This is a genomic window from Streptomyces sp. RK9 (assembly GCF_045070545.1).
GTDB lineage: Bacteria > Actinomycetota > Actinomycetes > Streptomycetales > Streptomycetaceae > Streptomyces > Streptomyces alboflavus.
The window spans coordinates 4,003,628-4,025,740 of the sequence record NZ_CP173704.1 but is presented as its reverse complement, the minus strand read 5'-3'; the positions used below and the strand labels follow the sequence as shown (position 1 = coordinate 4,025,740).

Below are 22,113 nucleotides of genomic sequence, written 5' to 3'. Positions count from 1 at the left end.
CGACATGGGACGAGTCACGGAACGCCGCCGCGTCATCCGCATCCGCGACGGCGCGGTCAGCGAGCGGCCGGACACGCTCGTCGCCGAGGAACCCCTTGAGATACGTCTCAACGGCAAGCCGCTCGCCATCACCATGCGCACGCCCGGCGACGACTTCGCGCTCGCCGCCGGGTTCCTCGTCAGCGAGGGCGTGCTCGGGGCCGCGGACGAGCTGCGGAACATCGTGTACTGCGCGGGGGCGACGGCGGACGGGTCCAATACGTACAACGTGGTCGACGTGTCGACCGCTCCCGGTGTCGTCGTTCCGGACATCACGCTGGAGCGCAACGTCTATACGACCTCGTCCTGCGGGCTGTGCGGCAAGGCCAGCCTGGACGCGGTCCGCACCACGGCCCGCTGGGCCATCGACGACGCCCCCGGGGGGCTCGGCGCTCCCCCGGTCCGGCTGACGCCCGAGCTGCTCGCCCGCCTCCCCGACCGGCTGCGCGCGGCCCAGCGGGTCTTCGACCGGACCGGGGGGCTGCACGCGGCGGCCCTGTTCACCGAGGACGGCGAGCCGATCGACGTGCGCGAGGACGTGGGCCGTCACAACGCCGTCGACAAGCTGGTGGGGCGGGCCCTGCAGGACGGCCGTCTGCCGCTGTCCCGCACCGTCCTGATGGTGTCGGGGCGTGCCTCCTTCGAGTTGGCGCAGAAGGCCGTGATGGCGGGCATCCCGGTGCTCGCGGCGGTGTCCGCGCCGTCGTCGCTCGCCGTCGACCTCGCCGCCGAGACCGGCCTGACCCTGGTCGGCTTCCTGCGCGGCTCCTCCATGAACGTGTACGCGGGCGAGCACCGCCTGGCCCTGCGGACCGCGGCCGCCCGGACCTGACCGGCGCTCCCGCCGCGACACGGCGACGGGGTCCCGGCCCGGCGGGGAGCGCCCCCTGCGCCGGCCGGGCCCCAGCGCCGACCCCGCCCCCGGCGCCCGGGTTCATCCGTCGACCCGCGCGACCCTCTCCAGCATGTCCAGGAACGCCTCGCGCTCGGCAGCCGACAGGGGCCCGAGCAGGTCGGCGTTGGCGGCCCGCGCCGCCGTGGCGCACCGGCGCAGCAGGGCGCGCCCGTCGGCGGTGAGCGTGACGGCGTTCTTGCGGCGGTCCTTGGGGTCGGGCGTGCGCTCCACGAGTCCGGCCCCTTGCAGGTCGTTCAGGACGCCGACGAGGTCCTTGGGGTCGAGCTGGATGCCCCGGCCGAGGTCGGCCTGCGCCACCGGGCCGAGGTCGGCGACGGCGGCGAGCACGACGTGGTGCCACATCTTCATGCCCTCGGCGGCGAGCGCGTCGGCGACCAGGGCGCGGCCACGGGCGGCGGCCCGGCCGAGCAGCCAGCTGGGGAGGGTGCGGATGGCGGAGGGCGCGGTGGGGGCGGGGGGCGCGGGGGACGCGGCGGGGGTGGTCGGCGCGGTCGGCGTGCGCCTCGGCTGGGTTGCGGGCATGGCGTGAGCCTATCCAAGAATCGTTGGACTTCCCCATGAGTTTCTGATTACCGTTGGGGCTCCCAACGATCCCCGGCGCTTCCCAGGGATCCCCGACCAGCGCGTGGAGGTGCGGATGCGTCGCGTCCGGTACGAACGGCAAGGCGGCCCCGAGGTCCTGTTCGTCGAGGAGGCGCCGATCCCCGAGCCCGGCTCGGGCGAACTACTCGCCCGGGTCGCGGCCGTCGGCGTGACCCTGCCCGTCGTCCGCAAGGTGCGCGAGTCCGCCGAGCCCGTCCCCCTCGGCGGCGAGATCGCGGGCGAGGTGGTCCGCACGGGGGACGGCGTGACCGGCTTCGCGGCCGGCGACCGGGTCACGGGCCTGGTCTTCGGGCACGGCTACGCGGACTACGCCCTGCTGCACACAGCGATGGCCTCCCCCGTGCCGGACGGCGCGAGCGCGGTCGACGCCGTGACCCTGGTCCGCAGCGGACTCGTCGCCCGCGGAGCCCTGGAGGCCGCCCGCCCCGTCGCGGGCGAGACCGCGCTGATCACGGCGGCGGCGAGCGGCGTCGGCCACCTGGCCGTGCGCCTGGCGAAGCTGCGCGGCGCCGGGCGCGTCGTCGGCGCCGTCTCGGACCCCGCGAAGGCCGACTTCGTGCGCGGCGCCGGCGCCGACGACGTCGTCCGCTACGACGCGGCGGACTGGGGCGGGCCCGCCGACTACTGCCTGGACGGCGTGGGCGGTGAGCTGCTCGGCCCGGCCGTCGCCGCGCTCGCGCCGCACGGCAGGCTGGTGGCGTACAGCTCGGGCGGTGGCGCCCTGTCGGCCTACGATCTCCTCGTCGGGGCCAAGTCGGTGACGGGCTTTCAGATGGGCCTGATCGCGCGGGGGCGGCCGGAGCTGTACGAGGAGTGGCGCCGGGACCTGTGGCGGCTCTTCCACTCGGGTGAGCTGCGGCCCGCCGTGCACGCCCGGTTCGACCTGACGGACGCGGCCGCGGCACACGCGGCAATCGAGTCGCGCGTCAACACCGGAAAAGTCGTACTTACCCCGTAATCTTGCGACATCCGCGCCCGGCGCCCCGCCGGGATTCCGTTACGCGCACGCTTCTTGTGTTGCTCCAAGGCCCCCAAGTAGCTTCAGTGACGCGCACGTTGGACGTGGGATGTCCGAATGTCCGGTCGACATGAAGGGCCCGCACCATGCCGTCGAGACTCCGTGTACGCCTCAGATCCCCCTGGTCCCCCTGGTCCCCCCGGTCCCCCCAGCTCCTGCGGTCCCCCAGGCGGCGTACCGTCGCCGCGCTGACCGCCACCGCGCTCGCCGCCCTCGCGCTGCCGCCCGCGCTCGGCGGCGCGGCCAGTGCGGCGGCCGGGGCGAAGGCTCCGTTCGAGCAGCAGATCCTGTTCAAGGCTTCCCAGGATCCCGGCTACTCGTGCTTCCGGATACCAGCGATCGTGAAGACGACGAAGGGAACGCTGCTCGCCTTCGCCGAGGGACGCGTCAACGACTGCAGCGACGCCGGTGACATCGACCTGGTCCTCAAGCGCAGCCACGACGGCGGCCGGACCTGGGGACCGATGCGGGTCATCAACGAGGGCGGCGGCGACACGCACGGCAACCCCGCGCCCGTCGTCGACCGCGAGACGGGCCGCATCGTGCTCGCCGAGACGTACAACCGGGGCCGCACGGACGGCAAGAACTGCGAGGTGCCGTGCGAGCGCACGCCCCATCTGCAGTACAGCGACGACGACGGCCAGACCTGGTCGAAGCCGCGCGACCTGAGCGACGAGATCCTGCCCGACTCCTGGAACTCCTGGTACGCCACCGGTCCCGTGCACGGCATCCAGCTCAGCCGCGGCCGGCACAAGGGCCGCCTGGTCCTGACCGTCAACGCCGAGTCGTGGAACGGCAGCCGCGTCACCGAGAACCACGCCTCGCTGGTCGTCAGCGACGACGGCGGCGACAGCTGGCGGATCGGCGCGACCGACTCGTACCCGATCTCCGCGAGCGACGGCACCTTCCGGCAGAAGCCGTCGGAGATGACCCTCGCGGAGCGCGCGGACGGCACGATCTACGTGTCCGGGCGCGAGCAGGACGGCACCGACCTCGGCCACCGCGACCACGTCGTCAGCCGTGACGGCGGCGAGAGCTTCTCCGGCTCCTTCGAGGCGAGCCCCGACCTGTACACCCCGCAGGTGCAGGGCTCCACGCTCCGGTTCGGCGGCAGGCTGCTGCTCGCCGCCCCCGGCGACCCCGACCGGCGCCGCACCATGACGATCCGCTCCTCCTACGACGGCGGCCGCACCTGGGACAGCTTCGACCGCTCCACCGTCGTCACCACCGACTGGTCCGGCTACTCGGACATGGTGGCCGTCGACGACGAGCGGGTGGGCCTGATGTACGAGGGCGGCGCGGTCGACGCCCGCGACGAGATCCGCTTCGCCCGCTTCACCGAGGAGTGGCTGAAGCCGCGCCGCGGCCCCGACCCGCGCACCAGCGACTGGGCGCCGGGCGCTCCGGACGCGACCGTGCTCGGCGGCGCCCGTCCCACGGAGGGCGTGTTCGGCGGCCGGGCGCTCGCCTTCGACGGGGTCGACGACGCCGTGCGGCTGCCCTACAGCCCCCGGCTCCCGCTGCACAGCCGGGACTTCACGGCCACGCTGTGGTTCCGCTACTCGGCGACGAGCGGTGAGCAGCCACTGCTCTGGATGGGCGGGGTCGGCACCGGCCAGCCGCAGGTGTGGCTGCGCGGGGAGCCCGCGAACAACCGCGTCACGGGCCTCATCACCACCCGCGACGGCGGCAGCCCGCCCCGCTCGGTGTCCCTGAGCACCGAGGGCGCGTACAACGACGGCCAGTGGCACCACATCGCGCTGCGCCGCGGCGGCGGGGAGCTGTCCCTGTTCCTCGACGGCAACCGGCTCTCCCGGCCCGACGTCCCGGGCAGCGTCAGCCGCAACTCGCCGTTCGGCGTGCACATCGGCCAGCGCATGGACAGCCGGGCCCACTTCACCGGCGCCATCGACCAAGTGGGCGTGTTCGAGCGGGCGCTGAGCGACGAGGAGGTGACGCGGCTCGGCTCGGACCGGGCCCCGTCGTCCGCTGTGAAGTGGAACACCGTGACCTGGCTGCCCATGGACCGGGTGCGTCCGGGGAACTAGCGTCCCCGGGGTGTCCGCAGCCACAGAGCCGTACGCGGCGCCGTCCACCACGGGCGGGCCGCCGCCGGGCCGGGGCGCGCGCAGGACCTGGATCGTCCTGCTGCTCGCCCTGGCCTGCGCCGCCGTGCTCCTGACCGCTCTCCCGGACGGCAAGGACGACCGGGAGAGCGGTCCGGCGTGCGCGGCCACCACCGTCGCATCGGCCGCGCCCGAGCGTGCCCTCACCCGCGCGTTCGCCTCGTACGGCGACGACGGCGCCCGCACCGACGACTGGACGGGCGGCGACGGCACGCACTCGGTGAAGCTGCCGGACGGGCGGGTGCTCTGGCTGTTCTCCGACACCTTCCTCGGGCAGGTGCACGCGCCGCCGAACCCGCAGGGGCAGCCGCACGCGTGGCGCGACACGAGCGCCCCGATGGTGCGCAACTCCGGTGTGGTGACAGACCGTTCGGGCGCCCTGGAGCGCACGCTCGGCACCCCGATGTTCGCCGATCCGGCGCCGGGGCAGTGGCGCTGGCCGGTCGCCGCGAAGGTCGAGCCGCGCTCGCCCGGAGCCGACGAGGACGTCCTGCGGGTGCTCCTGTGGACCCGCGCGACGGGCACGGGCCCGTGGATCTACGGGGTGCCCGCCGCCACGGAGGTCGCCACGCTGTCCCTGCCGGACCTGCGGGTCGAGAACATCACGCAGATCTCCGACCAGCGGGACGTCGCCGACCCCGAGAAGCGGGTCCTCTACGGCACGACGACCGTCGACGACGGCGAGTGGACGTACGTCTTCGGCGGCACCGACGCGCAGGCCGCCGCCCGCCCCTCCTCGCACGCCTACGTCGCCCGCGTCCGGCACGGCGGCCTCGCCGACCCCACCGCCTGGGAGTACTGGGACGGCCGGGACTGGACCCGCACGGGCAAGCCGCGCCCCGTGCTCGGCGACGGCGACCACAAGGGCGTGGGCAGCGCCTTCACCGTCGTCCGCACCCAGGGGACGTACGTCCTGCTCACCATGGCCGCGGGCACCGAGGGCCTGACGAACGTCACGTCGTACTGGTCGTGCTCCCCCACCGGACCCTGGCACGGGCCCGCCAAGGCGTTCGCGCCGCCGCTGCCGAAGGACAGCGCGGGCGCCGGGGGCAGCGGAAGCGGCGCGGGCGCCCCGGGCACGGCCGCCGCCGCGCCCTACAACCCGCAGGCCCACCCGGCCGTCAGCGGCGACGGGCGGCTCGTGCTGAGCTACGACGTCAACTGGCTGGACCCGGCCGCGGCGAACGCGCAGGCGCACATCAACCGGAACGTGGAGCTGTACCGGCCGCGGTTCGTGACGCTGCGCTTCCAGCGCGAGAGCTGACCGCGCCGGGCCCGGCGCCCCCCGTGGCCACCTCGCGCGCCTCCGCCGTCTCCAGGTCGTGGGAGCGGCGCTTGGCGATCACCGCGCAGACCATGAGCTGCATCTGGTGGAACAGCATCAGCGGCAGGACCGCGAGCGAGGCCTCGGCGCCGAACAGGACGCTCGCCATGGGCAGCCCGGCGGCCAGCGACTTCTTGGACCCGGCGAACTGGATCGCGATCCGGTCGGCCCGCCCGAACCCGAGCTTCTTCGCGCCGTACCAGGTCAGCGAGAGCATCACGGCGAGCAGCACCGCCTCGACGCCGAGCAGCGCGCCGAGCCGGGCCGGGGTGACCTGGTTCCAGACGCCCTCCACCATGCCCTGGCTGAACGCGGTGTAGACGACGAGCAGGATCGAGCCCCGGTCGACGAAGGAGAGCACCTTCTTGTTGCGGGTGAGGAAACCTCCGACCCAGCGCCGCAGGAACTGGCCTGCCAGGAACGGCACGAGCAGTTGCAGCACGATCTTCAGGAGCGAGTCCGCGGAGAACCCGCCCGCGCTGTGCCCGAGCAGCCAGGCCGCGAGCAGCGGGGTGAGCACGATGCCCGCGAGCGAGGAGAACGAGCCCGCGCAGATCGCCGCGGGGACGTTGCCGCGCGCCATCGACGTGAAGGCGATGGACGACTGGATCGTCGAGGGCACGAGCGTCAGGAACAGCAGGCCGCTGTAGAGCGCGGGCGTCAGGACGTACGGCACGAGCCCCTTGGCGGCGAGGCCGAGCAGCGGGAAGACCGCGAACGTGCAGAGCAGCACGGTGAGGTGGAGCCGCCAGTGGCGCAGGCCGTCCATCGCCTCACGGGTGGACAGGCGGGCGCCGTACAGGAAGAAGAGGAACGCGACGGCGGCGGTCGAGGCGCCCGACGCGACATCGGCGGCGGTGCCGCGGGCGGGCAGGAGCGCGGCGAGTCCCACGGTGCCGAGCAGAGCCGCAATGTACGGGTCGATCGGCATCCAGGACGGCCAGGACGGGCGTTTCACAGTGCTCCATGCGCTCGGGTCCGCACGGGGCGGTGCGGCCTCCGTGCTCTTCGTCGTACGCCCCGCCCGCTCGGGGCGGCACGTGCCCTCTCCATGCTCCTCCTCCCCGCCGCGATCGGGAATCCCACATACCACTCTGACTGTCATCACGTTCCGCGATAACCTGAGGAGCGTGTACGACCCCGCTCAGCTCCGTACGTTCCTCGCGGTGGCCCAGACCTTGAGCTTCACGCAGGCCGCGCGCCGCCTCGGTCTGCGCCAGTCGACGGTGAGCCAGCACGTGCGGCGCCTGGAGGAGGCGACGGGGCGGCCGCTGTTCACGCGCGACACCCACAGCGTGGAGCTGACGGAGGCCGGTGAGGCGATGCTCGGCTTCGCCCGCCGCATCCTGGAGGTGCACGAGCAGGCCGCCGCGTACTTCACCGGGGCGCGCCCCGGCGGGCGGCTGCGCTTCGGCGCGTCGGAGGACTTCGTCCTGACCCGGCTCACCGACATCCTGGAGTCCTTCCGGCGCGGCCACCCCGAGGTCGACCTGGAGCTGACCGTCGAGCTGTCCGGCACGCTGCACGAGCGCCTCGACGCGGGCAAGCTCGACCTGGTCCTCGCCAAGCGCAGACCCGAGGACCCGCGCGGTGAACTGGTCTGGCACGACGACCTGGTGTGGATCGGCGCGCCCCGGCTCCGCCTCGACCCGGACCTGCCGGTCCCCCTCATCGTGTACCCGCCGCCGGGCATCACCCGCGCCCTCGCCATGGAGGCCCTGGAGCGCAGCGGCCGCCCCTGGCGCGTGGCCTGCACCAGCGGCAGCCTCAACGGCCTGGTGGCCGCGGCCCGCGCGGGCCTCGGCGTGATGGCGCACTCGCGCGGCCTGATCCCCCCGGGCCTGGCCGGACTCCCGGACCGGGCGGGCCTGCCGGAACTGGGTTCGGTGGACTTCGTGCTGCGGCACGGGGAGCGCGGGGCCGCGCGCGGTGACCGGCGTGGGCAGGGCGCCGCCAGCGCGGCGGACGCGCTGGCGGCGGCGATTCTGGCCGGTGGGGACCGGCTGCAGCGCGGACCAGGTTGAGCGGCTCCGGTCCGCTGCGGGCGCGTCGTGGCTGGTCGCGCGGTTCCCCGCGCCCCTACGGGGCGCTCAACGCCCCGGGCGGTACGTCAACTGCTTCACCCGCCGCAGGAACGGCGCCGTCTCCACATGCTGGACCCCGTCCAACTTCCCCAGCCTGCCGCTGATGTAGCCGTAGAGGCCGGCCGTGTCGCGGGCGACCGCCGTCGCGACGAGATTCGAGGGCCCCGCCGTCGCCGAAGCGAAGGCGATCTCGAAGTGACCGGCGAGCGCCTCCCCCACGGAGTGCAGCGCACCCGGCGCGGCGGTGATCCACAGGATCGCGGCCGTGTGGAAGCCGAGCATCTCCGGGCTGTACTCGACGTCGACGAAGACACCCCCCGCGTCCAGGAGCGCCGCGAGCCTCCGCTTCACGGCGGACTCGGACAGCCCGGTGGCACGCTGGAGCTGGGGGTACGTGGCGCGCCCGTCCGCTTCGAGGGCCTTCACCAGGGCCTCGTCCTCGGGCGCGATCCGGGCCGGACCCCGGCCGGGCCGCGGGTGGTCCGGGGTGAGCGCGGCCCGCTGCTCCTCGGTGAGCGGCGCGAGTTTCCCGAGCCAGCCGCGCGGGCCCCCGAAGAAGCTGTGCAGGAGCTGGTGCGCGCGGATCTCGACGATGCTCGGGGTGCGCGGCAGCTTGCCGAGCAGCAGGTCCTCGCGGTCGCCGGGGGTGCGCGGCCGGGTCAGGCAGACCACCTCGGTGCCGCCGGAGGTGAGTCCCACCCAGAACGTGTCGGGGCGCCGCGCCAGGGCGCCCGCGATGGTGGTGGCGCCGTCGGGGGCGCAGCGCAGCCGCAGGATCCAGTGGTCGCGGCCCAGGCGTTCGGCGTTGCGCATGCCGACCACGCGCAGGCCGCCGTCGGCGGTGAGCCGTCGGTAACGGCGGGCGACGGTCTGGTCGGAGACGCCGAGGACCTTCGCGATCTTGCTGAAGGACGCCCGGCCGTCGGTCTCCAGGGCCTGGAGCAGCTTCATGTCCAGCTCGTCCGCGCCGTCCGGGGTGTGGCTTTCCATCGGCTGGGGCCTCCCTGATGTCGGATTCGGACGCGACGCGGCCGACGGCCACCGCGATCGTCCGGCTCTGACGGATCGTACGACGTCGAACGAAGCACCTCACACAATCGCTGGGAGAACGAAGATGCGCACATGGGGGCCGCTGACCGCGGTGTGCCTGGGCACATTCATGCTGTTGCTGGACGTGACGATCGTGGTGGTGGCGCTGCCCGACATGGCGCGGGCGCTGGACGCGTCGCTGAGCGATCTGCAGTGGGTGATCGACGGCTACGCGCTCGCCCTCGCCGCGCTGCTGCTCGGGGTCGGCGCCGCCGCCGACGTCCTGGGGCGGCGGCGGATACAGATCGCGGGCACCGTCGTGTTCGCGCTGGCGTCGCTGGGCTGCGGGCTCGCGTCGAACGCGGAGGTCCTGGTGGCGGCCCGCGCGGTGCAGGGGCTCGGCGCGGCGGCGATGTTCGCGACGACACTGCCGCTGCTCGGGGCCGCCTACCAGGGCAAGCAGCGCTCGGTGGCGCTCGGCGTGTGGGGCGCGGTCAGCGGGGGCGCCGCCGCGCTCGGGCCGATCGTCGGCGGGCTGCTCACGGAGGGGCCCGGCTGGCGGTGGATCTTCTTCGTGAACCTGCCGGTGAGCGTGGCCGCGGTGTGGCTGACGCTGCGCTGGGTGCCCAAGCCGGCGCGGGCGGGGCAGCCGGGGCAGGCAGGACAGGCGACGGGGGCCGCGGCGCGGCGCGTGGACTGGGCGGGCACGGTCACCTTCGCGCTGTTCGCGGGGGCGCTGACGTACGGCGCGGTGCGGGCGTCGGCCGAGGGCTGGACGTCGGCGCGCACCGGCGTGACCTTCGCCGTCGCGGCGCTCGCGCTGCTCGCGTTCGTGGCCGTCGAACGCCGCGTCACGCACCCGCTGATCGACCTGCGGCTGCTGCGCAAGCCCGCGTTCACCGGCGTCCTGATCGGCGCGATCGGCTACAACGCGGCCGCGTTCGGCGTCATCCCCTACCTGTCGATCTGGCTGCAGACGGTGCTCGGCATGAGCCCGGTGCGCGGCAGCCTGGTCCTGCTCCCGCTCGCGGCGACGTCGTTCGTGGTGGCCGCGATCAGTGGCCGGCTGCTGCACGGAGCGCCCGCGCGGTACGTCATCGGCATCGGGCTGGTCCTCATCGGCGCGGGCGGCCTGGCGATGGCGGTGCTCGACGCCGGTTCCTCGTGGAGCGCCCTGGTGCCGGGGCTGACCCTGGCGGGCATCGGGACGGGCCTGGTCGCGCCGGGGCTCGCGGGGGCGGCGCTCGCCGCGGTGCCGCCGAAGGACGCGGGCATGGCAGGCGGTGCGGTCAACACGTTCCGGCAGCTCGGGTACGCCCTCGGCGTCGCGGTGTTCGGCACGGTCCTCACCTCCCGGATGCAGGACTCGATCGGGCAGGACGCGGCGCACACGGCCGCCGGGGGCGGGGCGTCCGCGCTCGCCGGGCAGGTGTCCGCGCACGACGTGCGGGAGGCCTTCGCCGCCGGGCTCAACGGGGCGTCCCTGACGGCCGGTGCGGTGGGGGTCGCGGCGGGTCTCGCGGTGCTCCTGATGGTCCGGACCAAACCCGGGTCCGGCGCAGGTCAGGCCCCGTCGACGACCCCGGAGCCGGCGCCCGTGAAGCAGCTCCAGGGGTAATCGCCCGGTACAGATTCGGTGGAGATTGCGCCACCGAAACTTACTCAGCCGTAAGTAATCTGTCCCGCCCTTACCCTTGTGGCCGCATTTCACCGGCTGACCTGTGACGATCGTGCGCCTATGGGCGCTTCCCACCCCCCTCCCGCAAGGGATCGGGGTGGGGTACCGTCACCGGCGCTGTGCGGAGCGCCACAAGGAGCACCATTGCGCGAGTTCACGAACCCTCCCATGGCGTCGGCGCCACGGGTGGGCGGTCTTGCCGACGCCGTGTTCGACCATGCCCTTGAGGATCCGGTCCGCGTCGTCCTCGGCCGCAAGCGCGACGGGCTCTGGCAGGACGTGACGTCCGCGGAGTTCCGGGACGAGGTCCTCGCGCTCGCCAAGGGACTGCTCGCGCAGGGCGTGCGGTTCGGCGACCGGGTCGCCATCATGTGCCGCACCCGCTACGAGTGGACGCTGTTCGACTTCGCCCTGTGGACCGTGGGCGCGCAGGTCGTGCCCGTGTATCCGACGTCGTCGGCCGAGCAGGTCTTCTGGATGCTGCACGACGCGCAGGTGTCGGCGGCGATGGTCGAGCACGAGGACCACGCCATGACCATCGGCTCGGTCGTCGACCGGCTGCCCCAGCTGCGCCGTCTGTGGCAGCTCGACGGCGACGCGGTACGCGAACTCTCCGAGGCCGGGCGGGACCTGGACGACGAGGTGGTGCACCGCCATCGCCGCGCGGTCACGCCGGACTCCGTGGCCACCGTGATCTACACCTCCGGCACCACGGGCCGCCCCAAGGGCTGCGTCCTGACCCACGCGAACTTCATGTTCGAGGTGGACACGCTCGTCGAGCGCTGGGAGCCGGTGTTCCGCGCGAAGCGCGGCGACGAGCCGTCCACCTTGCTGTTCCTGCCGCTCGCGCACGTCTTCGGCCGCATGGTGCAGGTCGCCGCGGTGCGCGCCCGCGTCAAGTTCGGCCACCAGCCGAGCCTGAACGCCGCCGCCCTGATCCCCGACTTCGCCGCGTTCCGGCCGACGTTCATCCTGGCCGTGCCGTACATCTTCGAGAAGGTCTTCAACGCCGCGCGCCGCAAGGCCGACCGGGAGGGGAAGGCGGGCCCGTTCGACAAGGCGGTGGAGGCGGCGGTGCGGTACGCCGACGCGATGGAGGCCAAGGCCTTCGGCACCGGGCCCGGCCCCTCGACGGCGCTGCGCATGCAGCACCAGGTCTTCGACAAGCTCGTCTACGCCAAGGTCCGTGACGCCATGGGCGGCCGGGTGCGGCACGCGATGTCCGGCGGCTCCGCGATGGACCGGCGCCTCGGCCTGTTCTTCGCGGGCGCGGGCGTGCAGGTCTTCGAGGGGTACGGCCTGACCGAGTCGACGGCCGCCGCGACCGCCAACCCGCCCGAGCGGACCCGCTACGGCACGGTCGGCCAGGCGATCCCCGGCACCACCGTGCACATCGCCGAGGACGGCGAGGTGTGGCTGCGCGGCGGCCATGTCTTCCAGGGCTACCTCAACGACCCCAAGGCCACCGACGCGACCCTGCACGACGGCTGGCTCGCCACCGGCGACCTGGGCACCCTGGACGACGACGGCTACCTGACCATCACCGGGCGCAAGAAGGAGATCCTGGTGACCTCCGGCGGCAAGAGCGTGTCGCCCGCGCAGCTGGAGGAACGCGTCCGCGACCACCCCCTGGTCGCCCAGTGCATCGTCGTCGGCAACGACCGCCCCTACATCGCCGCCCTCGTCACCCTCGACGCGGAAGCCGTCGAGCACTGGCTCTCCATGCGCAACAAACCCCCGATGCCCCCCGGTGACCTGGTCCGCGACCCCGACCTGGAGACCGAGGTGCGGCGCGCCGTGGTGGCCGCCAACACCCTGGTCTCCCAGGCCGAGTCGATCCGCACCTTCCGGATCCTCGCCCACCAGTTCACCGAGGAGCACGGCCTCCTGACGCCCTCGCTGAAGCTCAAGCGCAAGGCCATCGAGCAGGCGTACGCGGACGAGGTCGAGGCGCTCTACCACACCTGACCCGTGCCGCACGCGGTGCGGGACATCAGCCGCAGTCCTGGCTCGACCCGCTCTGGCTGATCCGCAGGGCGCCGCCGCCGGTGTCGGCGCTGTCGCGGACGCAGTAGCCCCGGGTCTTCTGGAAGACGAGGTCGGCGGGGCTCGACGAGCCGCGCTGTGCGGTGAAGGCGGTGAAGCGGATGCCGGTGCTCTCGTTGGCGATGACGGCGGGCCGTCCGTCGTCCGACGCGAAGCGGACCTCGCTGTCGACGAACGTGACGCGGTCGGCGCGGCGGATGTACCAGCCGTAGGCGGGCCGGGTGCCGATGCTCTTCGGGTTGTAGTCGGTGGACTTGTTGCTGGGGACGCCGGTGGACATGGCGCCGTTGCCGCCGGGCACCGTGAGGTCGACGTCGGTGAAGGTGACGTCCTTGATGCGGCTCTGCCCGGACTCGCCCCACAGCGTCGGCGAGAAGGACGGGCTCGCGCCGGTCGCCTTGATGTCGGTGTACGTGACGTCGCTGATCGAGCCGACGCCCGGGTTGTTGCCGCAGCGTTTGCGGTTGCCGATCTTCTGCATGATCGGTGAGCGCACGCCGGTCATGGTGATGTCCTTGTAGTGGACGTCGGAGATCTTCGAGCCGTCCATGGACACCATGCCGAGTCCGGACTTCTCCGAGCCCTCGATCCTGATCCGCTCGAAGCGGTAGTCGGTGAAGTCGCCGCAGGTCTCGGAGCCGAACATGAGGGCGTTGCAGCATCCGGCGGAGAGGTAGGAGTCGCTCACGCGCACCCGGCCGTTGGACAGCTTCGCGCCGAGGGCGTAGTCGCTCTTGAACGCGAGCGCGTCGTCGTTGGCGTCCAGGTGGGCGTTGGTGATGGTCACGTCGGTGGTGTTGATGACGTTCCAGCCGTCGCGGTCCATCGCGGTGTCGATGGTGAGCCGGTCGGAGACGACGTCGTCGCAGCCGTTGATGAGCGCCGCGAAGTGGCCGCCCTCGCGCAGCGTGAGCCCGTCGCCGATGCGCAGGCCCTTGCAGCGCGTCAGCGAGATGATCTTGTCGGCCTCGCCGGACTTCGGGTCGCCGGTGATCAGGGCGCCGTCGCCGTCGATGACGCCCTCGCCGACGAACGCGATGTCGCTGAGGCGGTCGCCGTGGATCATGGCGTTGTGGAAGTGGCTGTGGCCGTAGTCCTGGTAGTCGTCCCACTCGTTGGGCTCGGGCGGGTCGTAGTCGTCGGCGCCGTTGCCGGAGAGCGTGGCGCCCTTGTCGATCTGGAGGGTCACCCCGCTCTTCATGTGCAGGGTGTTCTTGGACTCGTACGTCGCCCTGCCGTCCCCGGGCAGGCGCACGGTGCCGCCGCCCGCGGCGGCGGCCGCGTCCACGGCCTTCTGGAGGGCGGGGGTGTCGTTGCTCGATCCGTCGCCCTTGGCACCGTAGTCACGGACGTTGAACTCGGCCGCGGGCAAGGGCTGTCGCGGTACGGACGATCGGGCCGTGCCGGTCGCTCCTTCGTGGACCTGCGTGGCTCCGGCGGGCTGCCCGTCGAAGACCGCGAGCACCGCGAGCGCGGCGAGGCCCGCGGCCAGGGCTCCGGTGCGTGTGCGTGATCTGCTCGTCGATCTGCTCATGTCCCGTCCCCTCGCTGTGCGTCGGCGGCCCGGGGCCCGTGCGGCCCCGGGCCGTTCTCGCCCCGGCCGGGCCGACGGTGACCGCCCGCCCCCACGGCGTGCGGCCACCGCCCGCCCGGCCGGTGGTCGTGCGGCCGGCCGGGGTCGCTCCGGCTAGCCGATGGTCACGCGGAAGATCTTGTCCGCGCCGTCCGGCTGCCCGCCGTTGCCGTCCGCGTTGGTCGTGGACAGCCACAGCGCCTTCGCGCCCGGCACGGTGGTCACCGAGCGCAGCCGGCCGTACTGGCCGACGTAGAAGGCCTTGGCCGTGCCGACGTTCTCGTTGTCGGCGTTGATGGGGATGCGCCACATGCGCTGGCCCTTGAGGGCCGCCATGTAGACCGCGCCGTCGACGATCGCCACCCCGCTCGGGGAGGCCTCGGCGACGCCCCACGTCTTCTTCGGGTTGGTCATCCCGGCGACGTTGCAGTTGCCCTCGCAGGTGGGCCAGCCGTAGTTCTTGCCGGGCTTGATGAGGTTCAGCTCGTCCCTGGTGGCATCGCCCAGCTCGGCCTCCCACAGGCGGCCCTGCGGGTCGAAGGCGATGCCCTGCGGGTTGCGGTGGCCGAGGCTGTAGACGTGGTTGTCGAAGGGGTTGCCGGGGGCGGGCTTGCCGTCCCGGGTCATCCGCAGGATCTTGCCGTTCAGCGAGTTCTTGTCCTGCGCGAGCGGCTTGGACTGGGCGTCGCCGGTGGTGGCGTACAGATAGCCGTCGGGGCCGAAGGCGAGGCGGCCGCCGTTGTGGTACCTGGCCTTCTTGATGCCCTTGAGCAGCACGGTGTAGCCGCTGAGGGAGGAGCCGTCGTACGTCATGCGCGCGACGCGGTTGCCCTCGGACGAGGTGTGCATGAAGTACACGTAGTGGTTCGTCGCCCACTGGGGGTCCACGGCGACGCCCATGAGGCCGCCCTCGCCGCCCGTCGTCTGGGACTCGGGCACCGTGCCGACCTGCTTCTTCGTCGCGCCGTCGGCCGAGATCGACCAGACCCGGAAGTCGTCGCGCTCGGTGACGAGCGCGGACTTGCCGTCGGGGAGCCAGGACGTGCCCCAGGGTATGGTCCAGCCGCTGGAGACGGTCTTGATGTCGGTGGGCTCGCCCGCGGGCGCGGCCGGGGCGGCCGACACCGACGGGACGTACACCACGAGCCCCGCCGTCAGCGCGGCCGTCGCGGCGAGCGCCGCCTTCCGGGCCAGACGGCTTCTGCTCCTGCTGTCGTGCACGAGAACCTCCATGGGGGGATTGCGGATGTGGGGGGTGCAGCTGTGCGGGGTTGGCGGGGGTGTCAACCCCCGTACTGGGCAACGATCTTGGTGAATTCGTAGGGCTGCTGGCTGATGCCGCTGCACGAGTCGCCCGGTGACCCGCCGCCCGCGCAGGACCGGTCGCGGTTGACGGCCCAGAAGGCGAAGCGCGCGATGTGGTGCTGGCGCGCGTAGCCGAGGATCTTCTTGAAGTCGGCGGTGGTGACGGTCTCCCCGGCGACGTCCGTCCTGCCGTTCATGGACGAGACGCCGATGCGCCGGTAGGCGTCGGTGTCGCTGTAGCCGTAGGCACTCTTGACGGTGGCCTTCAGGCCTTCGAGCGCGCTCACCGAGGCGTCGCCCATGGTGCCGCTGTGGCCGTCGAAGTCGAACGGCATGATCACCCAGGCGTCGGCGGCGAGCCCGGCCCTGGCGCCGCGCTGGATGAGGTCCTTGCCGGTGGCGTCGGGCCCGCTGGGAGTGGTGCCGAGGGTGACGTAGGTGACGATGCCCGGGTTCTTCTGCTCCACGATCTTCAGCGCGTCCACGACGCGCTGGCGGACGGTGGGGTTGTTGAACTCGGTGTTCTCGATGTCGACGTCGAAGGCCTTCACCTTGTAGGCGTCGATGACCTTTTGGTACGCGGCGGCGAGCGCGGTGGCACTGGAGCACTTCTCGCCGAGCTTGGCGCCGCTCCAGCCGCCGACGGACACGACGATGTCGCCGCCCGCCGCCCGGATGGACCTGATGGCGGACTCGTCGGAGCCGCCCTTGAGCGGCCTGCTGCCGTCCCAGGCCGGGTTGCAGCCGCCGTCGGACAGGACGAACGCGAGCGTGAACCACTTCACGCCGGTCGCGGCCATCACGTCGGTGGGCTTCTGCGGGTTGCCCCAGCCCAGGTACTCGTAGGGGGCGGCGTGAATGGTGCCCGCGGCGCGGGGCGCGGCGGCGGCCAGGGGAGCGGACCCGGCCCGGGGAGCGGCCGCGGTCGCGGGCAGTTGGGACAGTCCGAGGACTGCGGCGAGGGCGAGTCCGCCCAGGCCCAGGAGTCGGCGCACGAGGATTCCCTTCAGGTGGTGCACACGAGTCGGCCGGTTCACACGAGTTGGTAGCCGCGCATGCCCGTCAGGAGCATGTACGTGTTCTGCAGCGAGCCCGAACTGTCGCCGAGGGAGCGGTAGATGCCCCACTTGGGCCGCACCCGGTCGGCAAGGAAGGTGTCGACGCCGGACTTCGACTTGTCGACGACGGTCGTGCCGCCGCTCTTGAGGATCCAGCGCACGGACCCCGACGAGCCGTCGCCGATCTTGATCTGGAAGTCGACGTCGGTCCACTTGTCGTGCAGCGGCGCCAGATCGGTGCGGCCGACGAGGATGTCCTGCTCGAAGATCTTCAGCTCGATGGTCTGCTTGCCGTCGACCCGGCGCAGCGACTGCACGACGATCGGCGCGCTGCCCGCGCCGGGCTGCTTCATCTGCATGATGTGCGTGAAGCTCGTCGTCGCCTTCAGCGAGCTCGGTATGAACATGCGGTACGTGACCCGCCAGGTCTGGCCCTTCTGCCACTTCAGGAACGAGTCGCCGGTGCGCAGCCCCGTGACCTCGTGGCGCTGCCGGTCGGTGCTGGTGTCGCGGTCGACGGTGTGCATCTGGAAGCGGAAGTTGTCGCCCTCGGCGAAGATGTGCGGCTTCGCGGCGGGATGGGAGTTCGCGCGGTCGTCCTCCAGGGTCTCGAAGGCGCGCAGGCCGACGTCGCGGGCGGACGGCGACCAGCGCAGCTGCCAGTCCACGGCGGGCGCGGCGGCGGCCGGCGCGAGTCCCGCCGCGGTGGCGGCCGCGCCCGCGCCGGTGCCGAGCGCGGCGGCCAGCAGGGCTCTGCGGGAGGGGGTCATGAGGGGCTCACCTCTTCTTCCTGAGTTGCTCGTTCATGATCAGAAAGGCCCCGAGGCCGTGGAAGTCGTTGGTCTGCCGGGGCCGGGCGATGTAGAAGGCGTAGTCGCCGACGTTGGTGCCGATGGAGATGTCCGTGAGGTCGGTCAGACCGTCGGAGCCGAGCGAGATCTTCTTCAGGACGCCCGCGTGGCCGCGGCGCGCGACGCTCCGGTACGAGGGCGCGACGTAGCCCTTCTCGGCGGCGCGCGACAAGGCGAAGGTGAACATGCTGGAGCAGGACGTCTCGGTCCAGTTGCCGCTCTCCGTCCCCTTGTCGACGACCTGGAACCAGCGTCCGGTCGCCGGGTCCTGGGCCCGTGCGATTCCTGCCGCCAACTTCCGTACGTGGCCGAGCAGTTCGGGCCTCCCTGGGTCGCTGCGCGGGGTGGCGTCCAGAACGTTCACGGCGGCCATGGAGTACCAGCCGATCGCCCGGCACCACTGCTCCGGCGCCCGCCCGGTGTCCTTGTCGGCCCAGGTCGCGGTGCGCGACTCGTCGTAGGCGTGCTGGAACAGACCGTTGTCCGCCTGGAGATGGCGCGCGTACACGTTCAGCTGCTCCACGGCCTCGCGGTCGGTGTACGTCTCGTCGTCGAACTCCTTGCCGTACTCCACGAGGAACGGCGTGACCATGTAGACGCCGTCCGACCAGAGTTGGTGCGCGCGGCTCGCGGTGTCGGCGTGCCAGAAGCCGCCGTCCTCGGTGCGCGGGTAGGTCTTCAGGCGGTCGCGGATCTTGCGGGCGGCGACGCGGTAGCGGTCGTCGCCGGTCTCGTGGTGCAGGATCACCAGGAGCCGCCCGGCCTGGATGCTGTCGAGGTTGTTGAACTTCTGCCCGATGTTCCCCTCACTGTCGACGAAGCGGTCGACGTAGCTCTTGATGTACGTCAAGTAGCGCTCGTCGTGGGTGCGTCGGTACGTCTGGTACTGGCCGAAGAGGTAGAGGCCGACGGGGTAGGACCAGCCGCCGATGGCGGCGGGCGTGAACCGGGTCGTCGTCGACTCGACCATCGCGACGGACCAGTCGGTGCCCTGGGGACGCGCGGCGGGCGCCCGGTCGGCGGCGGGCGCGCCGTCGGCCGACGCGGGGGCCGTCTGCGCGGTCAGGGCGGCGCACCCGGCGAGCAGTGCGGCGAGGACGGCGCGGGCCGCCCTGCGGTGCGGCCTCGCGGGTGGTGTGCCGGGGCCGGGCGGAGCGGACGCGGCGGGCTCCGGTCGGGCCGGTGTCGGTGAGGTGGGTGAGCCGGGGCGGCGCATCAGGTTCCTCCCTCGCGGTAGGCGTAGCCGGGGTGGTCCGGTGCGGGCCCGCGCGCCGCGTCGACCAGGGCGCGCACCACGCCGTGGTCGGGTGAGCGGTGGCAGGCGGGGTCGGTGCGGGCGGCGTCGCCGGTCAGGGCGTGGGCCTGGCAGCGGCAGCCGCCGAAGTCGACGGTGCGCAGCTCGCAGGAGCGGCAGGGCTCGCGCATCCAGTCCTCGCCGCGGTAGCGGGTGAACGCGGGCGACTCCCGCCAGATCCAGTCGAGCGGCCGGTCCCGTACGTTCGGGGCGTCCGCGCCGAGCAGGTCCGCCGCGGCCGGGCAGGGCAGCACCGTGCCGTCCGGCGCGACGGTCAGGGACACCGCGCCCCAGCCGCCCATGCACGGCTTCGCGGTGGCGTCCACGTAGTCGGGCGCGACCCACACCAGCTCCATCCGGTCGCCGAGCCGGACCCGCCAGCGCTCCAGGGTCACCCGGGCACGGGCCACCTGCTCCGGGTCCGGCAGGAGCGCGCCGCGGTTGCGCAGCGCCCAGCCGTAGAACTGGGTGTTCGCCAGCTCGATCCGGTCGGCGCCCCAGGCCAGGCCCAGCTCCACGAGGGCGTCGAGGGAGTCCAGGTTGGCGCGGTGCAGGACGGCGTTCAGGCCGAGCGGAAGGCCGGCCTCGCGGACGAGGCGGGCGGCGCGCTCCTTGGCGTGGGTGGCGCGGGCCCCGGCGATGAGGTCGGCGCGGGCGGGGTCGGCGTGCTGCACGGACAGCTGGACGCTGCGCAGGCCCGCGTCGACGAGCCCGACGAGGCGCGCCTCGTGCAGGCCGACCCCGCTGGTGACGAGCTGGGTGTGGATGCCCGCCGCGTCCGCCGCCGCCACGATGTCGCGCAGATCGCGGCGCAGCAGCGGCTCGCCGCCCGACAGATGCGTCTGGACGACGCCCAGGTCAGCGGCCTGCCGCAGCACGTCGGCCCACTCGTCGCCGGACAGTTCGGCTGACCGACTGTTCAGTTTGACCGGGTTGGAGCAATACGCGCAGCGGAGCGGGCAGCCGTGGGTCAGCTCGGCGAGGAGGGCCCAGGGCGGTTCGGGCGCGGGGCTCATCGCAACCACCTCTGCGCACGCAACCGGCCGAGGAACACCGGGACTTCGGCGCCGACCGGCGCGCCCGGGTGGCGCCGCTCCAGCTCCGCGACGATCCCGGCCACGTCCCGCTCCCCGTCGCACAGCGCCACGATGCTCGCGGCCGCGCCCCGAAGGACCACGACGCGCTCGGGCAGCAGGAGCAGGTCGGCGCCGCGCACCCGGTCGCGGCGCAGGACGACGGAGCGGGCGAGGACGGGTCGCCAGTCGGGGGGCACTGGCTCGGGGGCGACGCCGGGGCCGACGGCCGCCGGACCGACCGCGCCCGGGCGGTCGGGGTCCGGACGGACGGCGCCCGGGCTGCCCGCGGCCGGACCGCCCGCGCCGCCCAGGTCGTCGGCGACCGGCGCACCTCCGTCCACCAAGGCCTCACGCATCACCGACCCCCTCCCCCGCACCCGCACCCGCACCCGCACCCGCACCGTAAGCCCCGCCTGTGGCCCCGCCGGGCGACCCGCCGGACACCTCATCGGAAGCCCCGTCGACCGCGTCGAGCAGCGCCCACAGCACATCGCACTTGAAGGCGAGCGCCGCCACGGCCCGCTCCTGCTCCTCGCGGGTGCGGGCCCAGGAGCGCACCAGGCCGAGGGCCTCCTGTCCGTCCCTGCCGCCCTGGCCGACCCGGCCCCGGAAGTAGGTGAGGCCCTCGGTGTCGATCCACGGGTAGTGCCGCTCGAAAGCGGCGATGCGGGTGCGCATGAGGTCGGGCGCGGACAACTCGGTCAGCGAGGCGGCGACGGCGTCGAGTGCGGGCCGCAGCCGGCAGAAGTTGACGTATCCGTCGACGGCGAGGCGCACCCCGGGCAGCACTCGGGAGGTGTCCCACAGCTCCTCGCGAGGGATCCCCGCGGCCTCGCCGAGGCGCAGCCACCGCTCGATGCCGCCCTCGCCGGGGCGCTCCCCGTCGTGGTCCCTGATCCGCCGCGACCAGCCGCGGCGCAGCGCGGGGTCGTCGAACTTGGCGAGGATCAGGGCGTCCTTGACGGGGATGTGCCGCTGGTAGTGGAAGCGGTTGGCGATCCAGCGGCGCAACTCGGCCCGGGTCAGGGTGCCTTCGTGCATGCGGACGTTGAAGGGGTGGCGGTCGTGGTAGCGGGCGGCGGAGACGGCGCGCAGCCGCTCGGTGAGTTCGTCGGGCGTCCAGGAATCCCGGTCGGCTCCTGTCCTGGACTCCGCGTCGGTCTTGACGGTCGTGGTCACAGCTCGATCACCATCCGGTCCTGCGCGACTTCGAGCCCCCAGTCGGCGAGTTGCTTGTGCTGTTCGGCGCTCGGGTCGCCGAGCGGGTTGGTGTTGTTGAGGTGCGTGTACAGGCACCGTCCGGGCAGCCCGGCGAGCCGGTGGGCGGTGCCGCGGGGTCCGGCGATGGGCAGATGGCCCATGCCGGTGGCCGTGCGGTCGCTGAATCCGGCCCGTCGGGGTTCCTCCTCGTCCCAGAAGGTGCCGTCGACGAGGACGACGTCCGCCTCGCGGGCGGCCTCCTCGAAGGCGTCGGTCCAGGCGGCGAGCGCCGGGGCGTACAGGACGGTGCGGCCCGTCCCGGTGTCGTGCAGGCGCAGGGCGACGGACCAGGCGGCGTCGCGTGGGCCGAGGCCCTCGGCGTAGCGCGGCCGCTTGGCCGAAACCCGCACCGCGGCGACCCGCACTGCTGAATGGTCGTTCAGTTGCCGCCCCGCCCCCGTGAGTTCGTGCCAGCGCGTGGAGGTGTACGGGCCGAGCACGGCGCCGAGTCCGAGGCGGTCCCGGACGGCGCCGAGCACGGGCGCGGTGGCGAGCACGTCGACGCCGTCGCGGGCCTCCCGCAGCCGGGCGATGCCGAGGGTGTGGTCGAGTTCGGCGTCGGTGAGGACGACGCCGGCGAGCGGGGAGAGCCGGGTGTCGGCGGCCGGACCCGCCTCGGGGAGCAGGCCGGGGCAGGCCTCGATCTGCTCGCCGATGTCGGGGGTGGCGTTGATGACGTACCAGCGGCCGGGGCTCGCGCGCAGGGCGAGCGAGGCGTGCAGGCGGCGGCGTTCCGGGTGGGCGCGTGCCCCGGCACAGCCGGGGCACGCGCAGTTCCACTGGGGGAGTCCGCCGCCCGCCGCGGTGCCGAGCACCTGGAGCAGCATCGGGCG

At 73.2% G+C, this 22,113-nt stretch carries 19 protein-coding genes; 7 read left to right on the top strand and 12 right to left on the bottom strand.

Features of this window, described 5'->3' with window-relative positions:
- Window positions 1-4 precede the first annotated feature (4 nt).
- A complete protein-coding gene (fdhD, locus tag AB6L24_RS37515; RefSeq protein WP_405663109.1) occupies window positions 5-871 on the top strand; it encodes a formate dehydrogenase accessory sulfurtransferase FdhD in 867 nt (288 codons plus the stop codon).
- Window positions 872-973: 102 nt separating this feature from the next.
- Here fdhD and AB6L24_RS37510 read toward each other — a convergent pair whose 3' ends face one another.
- Complete coding sequence (locus AB6L24_RS37510) at window positions 974-1,477, bottom strand: MarR family winged helix-turn-helix transcriptional regulator (RefSeq protein WP_405663107.1); 504 nt, start codon at window positions 1,475-1,477, stop codon at window positions 974-976.
- A gap of 115 nt (window positions 1,478-1,592) precedes the next feature.
- Here AB6L24_RS37510 and AB6L24_RS37505 point away from each other — a divergent pair, with 115 nt between their 5' ends.
- From AB6L24_RS37505 to AB6L24_RS37495, 3 genes are all read left to right on the top strand, one after another.
- A complete protein-coding gene (locus AB6L24_RS37505; protein WP_405663104.1) occupies window positions 1,593-2,516 on the top strand; it encodes a zinc-binding alcohol dehydrogenase family protein in 924 nt (307 codons plus the stop codon).
- 146 nt (window positions 2,517-2,662) lie between these two features.
- Window positions 2,663-4,624, top strand: a complete 1,962-nt coding sequence (locus AB6L24_RS37500) for an exo-alpha-sialidase (protein ID WP_405663102.1) — start codon at window positions 2,663-2,665, stop codon at window positions 4,622-4,624.
- Window positions 4,625-4,634: 10 nt separating this feature from the next.
- Entirely contained in the window at window positions 4,635-5,966 is a 1,332-nt protein-coding gene (locus AB6L24_RS37495; RefSeq protein ID WP_405663100.1) for a DUF4185 domain-containing protein, read from the top strand.
- On the opposite strand, the gene AB6L24_RS37490 is transcribed toward AB6L24_RS37495, so the two are convergent.
- Complete coding sequence (locus tag AB6L24_RS37490) at window positions 5,902-6,984, bottom strand: bile acid:sodium symporter family protein (RefSeq protein WP_405663098.1); 1,083 nt, start codon at window positions 6,982-6,984, stop codon at window positions 5,902-5,904. The two genes, AB6L24_RS37495 and AB6L24_RS37490, sit on opposite strands and share 65 nt — an antisense overlap.
- Window positions 6,985-7,156: 172 nt before the next feature.
- Here AB6L24_RS37490 and AB6L24_RS37485 point away from each other — a divergent pair, with 172 nt between their 5' ends.
- A complete protein-coding gene (locus AB6L24_RS37485; protein WP_405663096.1) occupies window positions 7,157-8,050 on the top strand; it encodes a LysR substrate-binding domain-containing protein in 894 nt (297 codons plus the stop codon).
- Between the two features lie 66 nt (window positions 8,051-8,116).
- On the opposite strand, the gene AB6L24_RS37480 is transcribed toward AB6L24_RS37485, so the two are convergent.
- Window positions 8,117-9,100 carry an Lrp/AsnC family transcriptional regulator gene (locus AB6L24_RS37480; RefSeq protein WP_405663094.1) on the bottom strand — a complete coding sequence of 328 codons (984 nt, stop codon included), beginning with the start codon at window positions 9,098-9,100 and terminating at the stop codon, window positions 8,117-8,119.
- A 124-nt stretch (window positions 9,101-9,224) separates the two neighbouring features.
- On the opposite strand from AB6L24_RS37480, the gene AB6L24_RS37475 reads away from it, so the two are divergent.
- Together AB6L24_RS37475 and AB6L24_RS37470 are read left to right on the top strand one after the other, a co-directional pair.
- Window positions 9,225-10,757: an MFS transporter gene (locus tag AB6L24_RS37475; RefSeq protein WP_405663092.1), complete on the top strand. Its 1,533-nt coding sequence runs from the start codon at window positions 9,225-9,227 to the stop codon at window positions 10,755-10,757.
- A 204-nt stretch (window positions 10,758-10,961) separates the two neighbouring features.
- Complete coding sequence (locus tag AB6L24_RS37470; protein ID WP_405663090.1) at window positions 10,962-12,785, top strand: AMP-dependent synthetase/ligase; 1,824 nt, start codon at window positions 10,962-10,964, stop codon at window positions 12,783-12,785.
- A gap of 25 nt (window positions 12,786-12,810) precedes the next feature.
- Here the strand turns inward: AB6L24_RS37470 and AB6L24_RS37465 are convergent, their stop codons facing one another.
- The 9 genes from AB6L24_RS37465 to pqqB form a co-directional block, all read right to left on the bottom strand.
- Complete coding sequence (locus tag AB6L24_RS37465) at window positions 12,811-14,397, bottom strand: glycoside hydrolase family 28 protein (RefSeq protein ID WP_405663087.1); 1,587 nt, start codon at window positions 14,395-14,397, stop codon at window positions 12,811-12,813.
- Window positions 14,398-14,550: 153 nt separating this feature from the next.
- On the bottom strand, window positions 14,551-15,669 hold the full coding sequence (locus AB6L24_RS37460; protein ID WP_405663085.1) for a PQQ-dependent sugar dehydrogenase: 1,119 nt from the start codon (window positions 15,667-15,669) through the stop codon (window positions 14,551-14,553).
- Between the two features lie 50 nt (window positions 15,670-15,719).
- Window positions 15,720-16,736, bottom strand: coding sequence for a chitinase (locus tag AB6L24_RS37455; RefSeq protein WP_405663083.1), 1,017 nt, complete (start codon window positions 16,734-16,736; stop codon window positions 15,720-15,722).
- Between the two features lie 38 nt (window positions 16,737-16,774).
- Window positions 16,775-17,569 carry a Tat pathway signal sequence domain protein gene (locus AB6L24_RS37450; RefSeq protein WP_405663081.1) on the bottom strand — a complete coding sequence of 265 codons (795 nt, stop codon included), beginning with the start codon at window positions 17,567-17,569 and terminating at the stop codon, window positions 16,775-16,777.
- 7 nt (window positions 17,570-17,576) lie between these two features.
- Window positions 17,577-18,866, bottom strand: a complete 1,290-nt coding sequence (locus AB6L24_RS37445; RefSeq protein WP_405663079.1) for a glycoside hydrolase family 105 protein — start codon at window positions 18,864-18,866, stop codon at window positions 17,577-17,579.
- Window positions 18,866-19,960 (bottom strand): pyrroloquinoline quinone biosynthesis protein PqqE, encoded by a 1,095-nt coding sequence (pqqE, locus tag AB6L24_RS37440; protein WP_405663076.1) that lies wholly within the window; start codon window positions 19,958-19,960, stop codon window positions 18,866-18,868. The genes AB6L24_RS37445 and pqqE overlap by 1 nt, the downstream gene beginning before the upstream one ends.
- Window positions 19,957-20,376, bottom strand: a complete 420-nt coding sequence (pqqD, locus tag AB6L24_RS37435) for a pyrroloquinoline quinone biosynthesis peptide chaperone PqqD (RefSeq protein WP_405663074.1) — start codon at window positions 20,374-20,376, stop codon at window positions 19,957-19,959. Before pqqD ends, pqqE begins: the two co-directional genes overlap by 4 nt.
- Window positions 20,369-21,199 carry a pyrroloquinoline-quinone synthase PqqC gene (pqqC, locus tag AB6L24_RS37430; RefSeq protein ID WP_405663072.1) on the bottom strand — a complete coding sequence of 277 codons (831 nt, stop codon included), beginning with the start codon at window positions 21,197-21,199 and terminating at the stop codon, window positions 20,369-20,371. The genes pqqD and pqqC overlap by 8 nt, the downstream gene beginning before the upstream one ends.
- Entirely contained in the window at window positions 21,196-22,107 is a 912-nt protein-coding gene (gene pqqB, locus AB6L24_RS37425) for a pyrroloquinoline quinone biosynthesis protein PqqB (RefSeq protein ID WP_405663070.1), read from the bottom strand. Before pqqB ends, pqqC begins: the two co-directional genes overlap by 4 nt.
- Between the last annotated feature and the right edge of the window lie 6 nt (window positions 22,108-22,113).